This is a genomic window from Lysinibacillus sp. NPDC098008 (genome assembly GCF_044760715.1).
Classification (GTDB): domain Bacteria; phylum Bacillota; class Bacilli; order Bacillales_A; family Planococcaceae; genus Lysinibacillus.
The window spans coordinates 443,086-455,213 of the sequence record NZ_JBIWBA010000001.1 but is presented as its reverse complement, the minus strand read 5'-3'; the positions used below and the strand labels follow the sequence as shown (position 1 = coordinate 455,213).

The 12,128-nt window shown below is 37.6% G+C and carries 11 protein-coding genes and 1 other annotated feature; of the genes, 10 read left to right on the top strand and 1 reads right to left on the bottom strand.

Going from position 1 to position 12,128, the window contains the following annotated elements:
- Window positions 1-128 precede the first annotated feature (128 nt).
- Window positions 129-2,333: a peptidoglycan D,D-transpeptidase FtsI family protein gene (locus ACIQVU_RS02240; RefSeq protein ID WP_340806458.1), complete on the top strand. Its 2,205-nt coding sequence runs from the start codon at window positions 129-131 to the stop codon at window positions 2,331-2,333.
- Between the two features lie 282 nt (window positions 2,334-2,615).
- On the opposite strand, the gene ACIQVU_RS02235 is transcribed toward ACIQVU_RS02240, so the two are convergent.
- The gene (locus ACIQVU_RS02235; RefSeq protein ID WP_340808586.1) at window positions 2,616-2,807 is read right to left on the bottom strand and encodes a hypothetical protein; all 192 of its coding nucleotides are present in this window, start codon (window positions 2,805-2,807) and stop codon (window positions 2,616-2,618) included.
- A 290-nt stretch (window positions 2,808-3,097) separates the two neighbouring features.
- On the opposite strand from ACIQVU_RS02235, the gene ACIQVU_RS02230 reads away from it, so the two are divergent.
- From ACIQVU_RS02230 to ACIQVU_RS02190, 9 genes are all read left to right on the top strand, one after another.
- Window positions 3,098-4,072, top strand: coding sequence for a PstS family phosphate ABC transporter substrate-binding protein (locus ACIQVU_RS02230; protein WP_340806457.1), 975 nt, complete (start codon window positions 3,098-3,100; stop codon window positions 4,070-4,072).
- A gap of 64 nt (window positions 4,073-4,136) precedes the next feature.
- A complete protein-coding gene (pstC, locus tag ACIQVU_RS02225; RefSeq protein ID WP_340806456.1) occupies window positions 4,137-5,084 on the top strand; it encodes a phosphate ABC transporter permease subunit PstC in 948 nt (315 codons plus the stop codon).
- A 1-nt stretch (window position 5,085) separates the two neighbouring features.
- On the top strand, window positions 5,086-5,964 hold the full coding sequence (gene pstA / locus ACIQVU_RS02220) for a phosphate ABC transporter permease PstA (protein WP_340806455.1): 879 nt from the start codon (window positions 5,086-5,088) through the stop codon (window positions 5,962-5,964).
- A gap of 12 nt (window positions 5,965-5,976) precedes the next feature.
- Entirely contained in the window at window positions 5,977-6,810 is an 834-nt protein-coding gene (pstB, locus tag ACIQVU_RS02215; RefSeq protein WP_340806454.1) for a phosphate ABC transporter ATP-binding protein PstB, read from the top strand.
- A gap of 14 nt (window positions 6,811-6,824) precedes the next feature.
- Entirely contained in the window at window positions 6,825-7,484 is a 660-nt protein-coding gene (phoU, locus tag ACIQVU_RS02210; RefSeq protein ID WP_340806453.1) for a phosphate signaling complex protein PhoU, read from the top strand.
- 177 nt (window positions 7,485-7,661) lie between these two features.
- Window positions 7,662-8,534: a vWA domain-containing protein gene (locus ACIQVU_RS02205; protein WP_402893578.1), complete on the top strand. Its 873-nt coding sequence runs from the start codon at window positions 7,662-7,664 to the stop codon at window positions 8,532-8,534.
- Window positions 8,535-8,608: 74 nt separating this feature from the next.
- On the top strand, window positions 8,609-9,661 hold the full coding sequence (locus ACIQVU_RS02200; protein ID WP_402893576.1) for a mechanosensitive ion channel family protein: 1,053 nt from the start codon (window positions 8,609-8,611) through the stop codon (window positions 9,659-9,661).
- 56 nt (window positions 9,662-9,717) lie between these two features.
- Window positions 9,718-9,927, top strand: a binding site (T-box leader).
- A gap of 71 nt (window positions 9,928-9,998) precedes the next feature.
- A complete protein-coding gene (gene trpE, locus ACIQVU_RS02195; RefSeq protein ID WP_340806450.1) occupies window positions 9,999-11,384 on the top strand; it encodes an anthranilate synthase component I in 1,386 nt (461 codons plus the stop codon).
- A complete protein-coding gene (locus ACIQVU_RS02190; protein WP_340806448.1) occupies window positions 11,381-11,953 on the top strand; it encodes an anthranilate synthase component II in 573 nt (190 codons plus the stop codon). Before trpE ends, ACIQVU_RS02190 begins: the two co-directional genes overlap by 4 nt.
- Window positions 11,954-12,128 lie beyond the last annotated feature (175 nt).

The following is a 12,128-nucleotide window of genomic DNA, read 5'->3' as shown; positions in this document are numbered from 1 at the left end:
AAAAGGCGCTGTAAGAGCAACCTTTCATGAGCAAGCACCGTCAAATAAATGATGTTTTCAAAACCTGCCTACGAATGCTATACTAAGTATCGTGTATTGAAACGATAACAAGATAAGGAGGGGAATATATGCGTAAAGTACCAGGAAAAAATCGCGCGGCGAGTGTTAAGGCAAAACATCATTCTAATTTAACATTTCGTATGAATATCCTTTTCTTTGCAATATTTATCGTATTTTCAATGTTAATTTTTAGACTGGGTTATATGCAAATCGTAAAAGGAGAAGAATATGTACGACTTTTAGCGAGTACAGAGGAAGTGCCTGTTAATACAAGTGTGCCAAGGGGCCGCATGTATGATCGTTATGGGCGTATTTTAGTTGATAATCACCCTGAAAATGCTATTACCTATACGAAAATGCAGACAACAACAACAGAGGAAATGCTGGAAATCGCTGAGAAGCTAGCACAATTAATTGAACAGCCAACAAATCGTGTGACATTGCGCGATAAGCAGGATTTCTGGATACTTAAAAACCATGATGCTGCCTATGAAAAAGTAACAAAGGCTGAGGAAGATAAAATTCGACAAAAAGAAGATATTACAACAAGTCAAATCAATGCAGAGATTGATAAGCTTGTGCGTGAACGTATTACAAATGAGGAGCTTTTACAATTAACAGAGGAAGATTTAGAAGTATTAGCAATCTATCGAGAAATGGCTTCTGGCTATAATTTATCACCTCAAATTATTAAAAGTGAAAATGTATCGGCAGATGAATTTGCACGTGTATCAGAGCGTTTAACAGAGCTGCCAGGCGTCAATACAACAACAGACTGGAAGCGTGTAAAGCTATCATCCTTATCTATTCTTGGCCGTACCACTGTCCCAACAAAGGGGATACCAAAAGAAAGGCTTGATTATTATTTAGCACGTGACTATTCACGGAATGACCGTGTTGGGGAAAGCTATATTGAAGCGCAATACGAGGAGTTATTACAAGGTCAAAAAACAGTTGTAAAAAATATTACCAATAAAAAGGGGCAAGTAGTCGATACGGTTACAACCTATGAAGGAGAGCCCGGTAAAGATTTAGTTTTAGCATTGGATAGTGAGCTACAAGCAGAAACCGATAAAATTGTAGAAGAAGAACTGCTTAACTTAAAGGCCATGGGCGGCTCCTATTTATTAGATCGTGCCTTTTTAATTATGATGGACCCGAATACAGGCGATATTTTATCGATGGTTGGTAAAAAAATCGAAAAGGACCCTGAAACAGGAAAAAATATAGTTGTGGACTATGCCTATGGTACATTTACAACAGCTTATGAAACAGGTTCTTCTGTCAAGGCTGCAACAGTTCTAATGGGCTATAATCAAGATGTTATCTCGATGGGTACTCCTATGGGCGATGAACCAATTAAATTAGCTGGAACAGCCCCTAAAACATCGATCTTTAACAGAGGCGGCTATATTACGATGAATGATTTAAGTGCTTTAGAGCGCTCTTCCAACGTTTATATGTTTAAAATCGCCATGATGATTAATGGCACACCTTATAGCTATGGTATGCCTTTACGTTTAAAGGATGATACATTCGCAAAAATGCGTAATAATTATGCGCAATTTGGTTTAGGTGTAAAAACAGGTATTGATTTACCAAATGAATTTAGTGGGGTACAAGGTCCAGCTGGTCCAACAATGGGTGGTAAAACATTGGACTTAGCGATTGGTCAGTATGATACGTATACACCGCTTCAACTTGCACAATATATTTCAACAATTGCCAATGGTGGCTATCGTGTGCAGCCACATGTAGTAAAAGAGGTACGTGATCCATCACAGGATGGCAAACAACTAGGGCAATTAGTAACAGAGGTTGGGCCAAGGATTTTAAATCAAATAGATAACCCTAAAGAAGAAATTGATTATGTCAAACAAGGGTTACGTCGTGTATACACTGGTAAACAAGGGACAGCACGAGCTCAGTTTGCGGATGCACCATATACAGCTGCAGGGAAAACAGGAACAGCAGAGGTAGTGTACTATGGACCATTAAAAGAGCATTATGGTACAAACACGATTAACCTAACACATGTTGGCTTTGCACCATATGAAAATCCTGAAATTGCCTATGCTGTTGTGATTCCATGGGTTAATACAAATTTAGATCCTCACTACTATCAAAATAATGTCATTGCTAGACGTTCATTAGATAAGTATTTTGAATTAAAAGCAAAATATCAAGCTGAAAATATATCAGATAGTAATGTACAGCAACCGATTTTACCAGCCGCTACAGAGGAAAAAATTGGTGAAGGTGAGCAAGAATAAAACTTATATAAAAGTGGATTTGGAAAAGAAATTATTTTCCAAATCTACTTTTTTTATGCTTTTCAGGACTAACTATAAATTTTAATTGACGCTATATAAAATGGAATGTTTAGTCTTAGATAACAATATTGTATAATTTATTGAATAAGATGTCATATGAGGATTTGAGTAATTTGTAGGGTATTTACAAATGGTAGGGGGAATTAGGATGTGGGGGAGTATTCAGAAAAAATAGATGTAAAAAGGGGGTGTTTGCTAAAAGTAGCAAACACCCTCTTATCTTTAGGCAGATAGCTGCTGAATCGCTAATTCAAATTGCTCTCTCGGCTTTACCCCATAATGCTCTATATTATGATAGAAATAAGATGCTACCATAAAATCGATAGCCTCCTGTAATGTTAGCTCCCGACGCTCCATTATAAGAGATAAATATGTTTTAAAATAATCGGCATTTTGTACATTTGCATGTTTCATCACAAAGGTCAAACTCCTCATATAAAATATTTCCGACACAATTTTTTATTATAACATCTTTCCTATAAGAAGCAAATTTCTTTTATCCTCTATCACGAATCGGTGGGGATAAGGCCCCTCACTGATTGAAGGTTCACTTTATTGTAAATATGTCTTTACAATCGTTTACAAAGCATTACACACCTTTACAGTTCTTTTACAAAGCCTTTATACGAATTCAACAATTAATCATTATAGTAAAGACTGTAAGAGTAATAACTATAAAACAGTTAGTGACGGAGGCAAATGAAATGAAAAAGTGGAAGTACTTAACAATGACAGCGGTAATGGGTTCTGCATTAATGCTTGGTGCATGTGGTGGCGAGTCTGCCCAAAATGGTAATGGCACAGAAACAAATGCATCAACAGACGCAGGACAAGAGGCATCTGATGAAAAGCTACAAGGCTCTGTGGCTGGAGATGGTTCTTCAACAGTAGCACCAATTATTGAAGCAGTCGTTGAAGAGTATGCAGGTACACAACCAGATGTCAAGGTATCAGTAGGGGTTTCTGGTACTGGTGGTGGTTTTGAAAAATTCATCGCAGGTGAAACAGACTTTTCAAATGCATCTCGTAATATAAAAGATGAAGAGAAAGCGAAATTAGAAGAAGCAGGCATTGATTTTACAGAGCTAGCTTTAGCATATGATGGTTTATCAGTAGTCGTGAACCCAGAAAATGACTGGGCACAAGACTTAACAGTAGAACAATTACAAAAAATTTGGATTGAAGATGGCACAGAGAAAAAATGGTCTGATATTGATCCATCTTGGCCAGATGACAAAATCGTTTTCTATTCACCAGGTACGGATTCAGGCACATACGATTACTTTGATGAAGTGATTTTAGATGGTGCTGATCTTGTAAGCGCAGCGACATTATCAGAGGATGATAATATGCTTGTACAAGGTGTTGCAGGTGACAAAAACGCAATCGGCTTCTTTGGTTATGCTTACTACTTAGAAAATAAAGATAAATTAAAAATCGTGAAAATCAATGGTGTAGAGCCAACAAATGAAACAATTGAAGCAGGTGAATATACACCACTTTCACGTCCACTATTCACATATGTAAAAAATAGTGCAATGAAAGATAATGAAGCAGCATATGATTTCATTAAATTTACACTAGAAAATGCAGGCGATATGGCTGAGGCAGTTGGCTATGTTCGCTTACCTGAAGAACAATATACTGAAGGCTTAAAAACTTTAGAAGGCTTAAAATAAGAAGACATGCATAGAGGGAAAGAGGTGTATGCTCTTTCCCTCTCTTATTTGAAAGGAGTTCCCAATGGTTTCTCAAAAGGAAAATAAGACATCCTCTGTGCAGCAATTAATTGCAAATTCGCGCAACAATAAAACAAAGAAAATAGTGGAAAAAGCAATGCCAACTCTATTATTTTCTGCAGCTATACTTTCAATTTTAACAACATTTGGTATTGTTTTCACCCTTATTTTTGAAACGTTTGAATTTTTCAAGCGTGTGTCGATTACAGATTTCCTTTTTGGTACACAATGGCTTCCGTTTTCAGGGAATGAACCGCTCTTTGGGATTTTACCACTGATTGCTGGTACATTGAAAGTCACACTGATTGCCATTGTAGTAGCTGTACCATTTGGTATTGGTTCGGCTATTTATTTAAGTGAATACGCAAGTGAAAAAACAAGACGCACAGTAAAGCCTATTTTAGAGGTATTAGCGGGCGTACCAACAATTGTGTATGGTTTCTTCGCATTAACATTTGTTACGCCTTTATTACAAGGCATTCTCCCTGAACTTAAATTATTTAATGCACTTAGTCCAGGAATTGTTGTAGGAATTATGATTTTACCGATGATTACCTCTCTCTCTGAGGACGCGATGTCATCTGTGCCAAATAGTATGCGTGAAGGGGCTTTAGCGCTAGGTGCAACAAAATTTGAGGTGGCAATCAAAGTTGTATTACCAGCTGCATTATCAGGCATTGTAGCTTCTGTTGTACTAGCTATTTCCCGGGCAATTGGTGAAACGATGATTGTTTCGCTTGCAGGTGGTTCTACGCCGAAATTTGATTTGAATGTTACAGATTCCATTCAAACAATGACAGCATACATTGTACAAGTATCAACAGGTGATGCGGGCTATGGTACAACCATCTATTATTCTATTTATTCTGTTGGATTCACACTATTTATCTTTACATTGGTAATGAATCTACTTGCTCATTATATTTCGAAACGCTTCAGGGAGGTTTACTAGCATGCGCTATATAGATGATTCAGTCGTGATGAAACGAATGACAAAGCGTATTACGTTCAATAAAGTTTGGAAAACCTTATTTTTCCTCGCAACGGCTTTTGCGCTTGTGACATTGGCGATTTTACTATATCGCATCATTACACAAGGGGTCGATTACTTAAATATCGATTTCTTAACAAACTTTGCATCACGATTTGCAGATAAAGCAGGTATTAAGGCTGCATTAATAGGCTCGCTTTGGTTAATGGCAGTTGTTGCGCCAGTATCCATTATTTTAGGCGTAGGGACAGCGATTTATTTAGAGGAATACGCTAAGAAAAATAAAATTAACGACTTTATTCGCATGAATATCTCCAATTTAGCAGGTGTGCCTTCCATCGTTTTTGGTTTACTTGGATTAACTATTTTTGTACGTATGCTAGGGCTAGGTAAAAGTGTGCTAGCTGCTGGCTTTACAATGAGTTTATTAATTTTACCCGTTATTATTGTGGCTGCACAGGAGGCTATTCGTGCAGTGCCAAATGAGCAGCGTGAAGCTTCATATGGTATGGGGGCAACTAAATGGCAAACCATTTTACGTGTTGTACTACCAGCCGCAATTCCAGGGATTTTAACAGGTAGTATTTTAGCGCTTTCTCGTGCGATTGGTGAAACAGCACCACTTGTTGTCTTAGGAATTCCAGTTATTCTACAGTTTTTACCGAATAGCTTATTAAGTCAATTTACCGCATTGCCAATGCAAATCTATGACTGGGCAAAGCGTCCGCAAGAGGCCTTTCAATATGTTGCAGCGGCAGGTATTTTAGTGCTAATGACCATGCTGTTATTAATGAACTCTCTAGCGATCTTTATTCGCAATAAATTCCAAAAACGTTATTAATGAGGTGACCTTATGGTACTTGATATAAAAAAGGAAACAACAAATATCCAATCGATTCATAAAACAACAAAATCTTCTGAGGCTGTGGCTAAAAATATTGTCTATGATACACGCGATTTAAATTTATGGTATGGTGACCATCATGGCTTAAAGGATATTAATTTAAGCATCTATGAAAATGAAGTAACAGCTATTATTGGACCTTCTGGCTGTGGTAAATCGACCTATTTAAAAACATTAAATCGAATGGTAGAGCTTGTACCAAGCGTTCGAACATCAGGTGAAATTGTCTATCGTGAGCGTAATATTTTAGACAAAAGCTATACAGTGGAGGAATTAAGAACACGTGTAGGTATGGTGTTCCAAAAGCCAAATCCATTCCCAAAATCAATTTATGATAATATTGCCTATGGACCAAGAATTCATGGTATTAAAAATAAAAAGATTTTGGATGAAATTGTTGAGAAATCACTACGAGGCGCAGCAATTTGGGACGAAGTAAAGGATCGTTTAAATCAAAATGCTTATGGTCTTTCAGGTGGACAGCAGCAACGTATTTGTATTGCACGTTGTTTAGCGATTGAGCCAGATGTTATTTTAATGGATGAGCCAACATCTGCCCTAGACCCTATCTCTACGTTAAAAGTGGAGGAGCTTGTACAGGAGCTGAAAAAAGATTACTCCATTATTATTGTGACACATAATATGCAGCAAGCCGCACGTATTTCTGACCGTACAGCCTTTTTCCTAAATGGAGAGGTTGTGGAATACGATAAAACAGATATTATCTTCCAAACACCTGCAGACCAGCGTACAGAAGATTATATTTCTGGACGTTTCGGCTAAGGAGGAGCGAATAGATGATTGTGCGTGAGCGTTTTGAACAAGAATTAAAAGATGCACAGGAGCAATTTATTGCTATTGCTAACCGTAGCATTGATGCATTAAAAATGGCTTTTACAGCATTGGTGGAACAAGATTTAGAAAAAGCTTTAAAAATTCTTGAAGATGATTTAGTGATTAATCGCCTTGAAGAAGAAATTAATGATCATGTCATTTTAATGATTGCTAAACAGCAGCCAGTTGCCACGGATTTACGCCGTTTAATGGTGCTTGTAAAAGCGGCATCAGATATGGAGAGGGTGGGTGACTATGCAGTTAATATTGCAAAGGAAGCAATACGAATCGGTAAAGAGCCTATCGTCTTCCCTTTCACGAATTTACAAACAATGTGTGATAAAACAGTGGAAATGTTAGAAAGCATTATAAAAGCTTTTACAGAGGAAGATACAGTACGCGCAAAAGAAATTGCTGAGCTTGATGATTATGTAGATGATTTATATGGTGCAACCATTGTGCTACTACTACGTGCAGGTATTGACAATCCAGCGCATATTTCACAAATTACACATTTAACATTTATTTGCCGCTATTTAGAGCGTTCGGCTGACCATGCTACAAATATCGCTGAGCATCTATTTTATTTAGTAAAGGGCAAGCATTATGAATTAAATAATTAACGGAGAAGAGCTGCACTAGTAGCTCTTTTTTCTATGGCTAAATATAAAATTTTATAGAATGGCAACATTGTTGATGATCCAGCGTCAATATAGCAAGTGGATTTGTATTGTCAAAAAAATTTTTTGGTTATACTATAGACATTATTCAAAAATGTGGTACTTAGGAGGTGCTACGATATGTCAGATGCATTGCAAGCACTAATCGAAAAATTAGATATTGAAATAACGCTTGAACAACGTAACTATTTACGTTTTCTATATGAGCATTTACATCTAGAAGAACTAAGCGATAAAGAGCAGCAATATTTTATTGACTATTTTTTCAAGAGTGAGCCATTGCGAAATATGGCGGCATTTGCGCTCGAATTGGCAGATATTATGCAGGAGATGCAAGAAAATATGCCTGCAATTGAGCAAGCTGAACGATTAGCAAATGGTCGTGAGCAACGTCTATATTATGAACGGAAATGGGCAGAACGAAGACGTCAACAGCTAAAGCAGCAAATCACTAAAAATAACAACGTGCTATATGTGCCATTTCATTATCATAAAAAAGAACCTGGTCCTATTATTATTTGCTTGGAACAAACAACAGGGATGGCAGCTTATTCAGAGCTTTGTAAAAGCATGATTTTACCATGGTTTATGAATGCGCATCACGAAGGACGTGATTTATATATAGTACCATATGACCGTCAAATACATGTGCACTATCGCTTTGAAAATGGCCATTTGAATGTAGCTGATTTTAAAAGCTTTATTGAATATAAGGCAAGTGGAGAAGCAGCGATGTTACCTGTTTTACAGTTTGTCAAAGCATTATTGCAGGAAAATCAGCAAGGCACTGAAGCAGATATTATTCTTTTTACAGAAGGAGCGCCAGTTGATGGGCAGCATCTTGTTAGTAAACAGGCAAAAATGATGCTAGAGGAGATGACCCAAAAATACCATGCCGAATTTTTGGTGATTGCGATGCATGAAGAACATTTTAATAAACAGCAATTTTGGTTTGCTCATAAAGCTTTTTTTGCAGATAATGCGATACAATAACAAAAGGGAGCTGACCTTTAGCATGGTGAGCTCCTTTTTGTTGGAGATACATAGGCACGTTAAAGGAGAACAACATGGATTCATTAAAATGGTTTTTACCTAAATTTGCAGTACCAACGTGGTTAGATATTGTGATTGCGATTGTGATTTGCCTGATTGGCTGGCTTATTCAACGCTTTGTCATTCAAAAAATTATTAATCGTATGGCGCTATTTTTAAAAAATCGCCATCGTAATTTTCAAGCCAATGTACTTGCCCAATTTAGCAAAGCAATTGGCTATGCATTTTTAGCAGCCGTAATTGTGTTAAGTCTTTCTTATTTAATAGATGTTCCGTTATTTACACATAAATCAACGAAAAATTTTGTATTATCAATTATGGTGTTTTTTGCTTTTAAAGGTGTATATGATGTTTTGCATTTTTATACAAAACAACCATTCCAATTATCGGATGAGGAAGATCAAAATGTGTTATTGCCGTTTTTCCTAAGGATTGGTAAAGTATTGACAATGCTTTTTGCGATGTTTACCATTGCTTCATTTTGGAATTTTAACTTGAATGGCTTTTTAACAGGGATTGGTTTAACGGGTGTAGCGCTTGCCTTTGGGATTCGTGATACGTTGGCACATGTCTTTGGCGGGATGTCCGTTGCATTAGATAATCCATTTCAAATTGGCGATTGGATAGCAACAGAGGATCAAAAAATTGAAGGGACGATAGAGGATATTAATCTTCGAAGTACATTGATTCAAACTGGCGATAAAGGACTTGTCTATGTGCCAAACTCCTATTTAGTGAATCGTCCCATTTATAATTTATCACGGCGTGAAAAACGGAAATGTGAGCATTTTTTGTACGTGGCTGTTGATAATGAGGAGGAATCATTACGAAGCGCCTTAACCGCTATTCACAAAGAAATTTATTTACATGACCAAACAGAGAAGGATATTATTCATGTTTATATTGATGAGCTGCACCATAATTGCTATCGTGTGCTTGTACGATTTTTTATAGCAACAAATGATACCGCAGTGATGTTGGAGGTGCGACAGGATATTTTATTTGCGATTCGTCAAATTATGGAGGACTTCGCCATTCCATTAGTAAGTCCAATCGATAATGAATAAGCTTATTATAAAAAAAGTTTGAATTGCAAGATAACTTGCTTTACAATAGTATCAAGTAATCGGCTTTGATGAAGAGTAGTAGCTATTAGTATTTGTTATAGAGAGCTAGTGGTTGGTGGAAACTAGTGCAAATGGATGGTGAATGGACTTCGGAGCTCTAATCCAGAATACAAAGTATGGATTAGCGTCTGCCTGCGTTATAAGGCTTAGAGTGGGTCTTACAATAAGACCAATAAAGGTGGCACCACGGCTTTTCCGTCCTTTTTGTGATGGAAGGGCCTTTTTATGTTATTTAGATGGTGTAAGACGAGCAGAGTTTAGAGAAGGAGAGAGATGTATGACAGTTGAGCTTAGCAAGTATGCGATGAAAGTATTACAGGGGGATATGATGACCCCCATCTCGGTATATCAGGCATTAACAGGACAGTATAAAATGCTGTTTGAATCATCCGCCAAGCATGAGGAAAGTGGGCGTTATTCATTTATTGCAGTGAATCCTATTGCTGAATTAACGGGCAATCAAACAGGGTACACCTTTTCTAAGGGAAACAGGCAGGAGCAAGTGGACGGCAATGTACTAGATAAATTAAAGCAAGTGATGCCTTTCCATAAAGAATCCTATCCATTTGCCTTTTTTGGCGGTGCAATTGGCTTTTTTGGCTATGAAACGGCCTTTTATACGGAACAAATTGGCGAGTATTTGCAGGATGATTTAGCTATGCCAGATGTCCATGTGTTTTTCTATGATACATTTATTGTTTTTGACCATTTAAAGCAGGAGGTTACACTGGCTTCCATTGATTTATTTCAGGAGGGACGTACATTAGAGGAGATGGAGTCCGCTGTTTTGGCGCTGGAGCAACAGCTTTATGCAGGAGCAAGATTTGATGCTGCAAAGGTAGATTCATTGGCATTTAAGCCAATGATTTCAAAGGAGCAATTTGTAGCGCTGGTGGAGCGTGCTAAGCAGCATATTTTAAAGGGAGATATCTTCCAAATTGTGCTATCACAACGCTTTTCAGCACCATTTACAGGCGCACCATTTGCATTGTATCGACAATTGCGTACAACAAATCCTTCACCATACATGTTTTACATGGATTATGGCTCCTATGTTATTTTAGGAACCTCTCCTGAAAGTCTTGTAAAAGTAAAAAATCGACAGGTTACAACAAATCCAATTGCAGGCACAAAGCCTCGTGGTGCAACAGTCGAGCAGGATGAGGCAATTGCGAATGCGTTACTACAGGATGAAAAGGAAATCGCTGAGCATCGTATGTTAGTGGATTTAGGTCGCAATGATCTTGGCCGCATTGCTAAAGTCGGTTCTGTTCAGCTCATGAAATATATGACGATTGAGCGCTATAAATATGTGATGCATATTGTATCAGAGGTAATTGCAGATTTACGAGATGACCTCCATGTGCTAGATGTACTTCGAGCTTGTTTACCTGCTGGTACGGTATCAGGTGCACCTAAAATTCGTGCGATGCAACTGATTAATGAATTAGAGCCAGTGAAACGTGGTGTTTATGCTGGAGCAGTGGGCTATATTTCAACAACAGGTGATATGGATTTAGCACTTGCGATTCGAACGATGATTATCAAGGATCAGCAAGCTCATGTGCAGGCAGGAGCAGGCATTGTCTATGATTCTGTACCATTATCTGAATATGAGGAAACACTTAATAAAGCTCGTGCGCTATTGGAGGTAAAAAAATGATTTTATTAATTGATAACTACGATTCATTTACGTATAATCTTTTTCAACAAATTAGTATGCTAGGGAAAAACGTGAAAGTTGTGCGAAATGATGCTATTACAATAGAAGAAATCCAAGCGCTCTCACCAGAGGCGATTATTTTATCGCCTGGTCCAGGAACACCGACAGAAGCGGGCATCACGGTGGAAGTGATTCAAAAGCTACATCAGCAGTTTCCGATACTAGGTATTTGTTTAGGGCATCAATCAATTGGTCAGGCATTTGGTGCAAACATTGTGCAAGCACAGCAAATTATGCATGGGAAGCTGTCATCCTTACAATATGAACAAACAGGTCTATTTGCACAATTAACGGGCGATATTCAGGTGATGCGTTATCATTCCTTAATTATTGAACCACAGACATTACACAAGGATTTTAAGGTGATTGCTACATCTTGTGATGATGGGGAGATTATGGCGATTCAGCATCAAAAATATCCACTTTTTGGCTTGCAATTCCATCCTGAATCCATTGGTACAAAAGAAGGTAGTATGATGATACAAACCTTCTTAGCAAGCATCGCCTAATGTATCTAAAAAGCTGTCACCTATTTTGAAGAGGTGACAGCTTTTGCTAAAGTAAACGGTTGATTTCGGTTATAATCCGCATGTTTTTCAAGGGGGGTGATAAGCCTCTCGAAAACATATCGTCTTCACTTTAATCAACCTTATAATTCAAGTTTTCTGTTTATATTGCTTAATG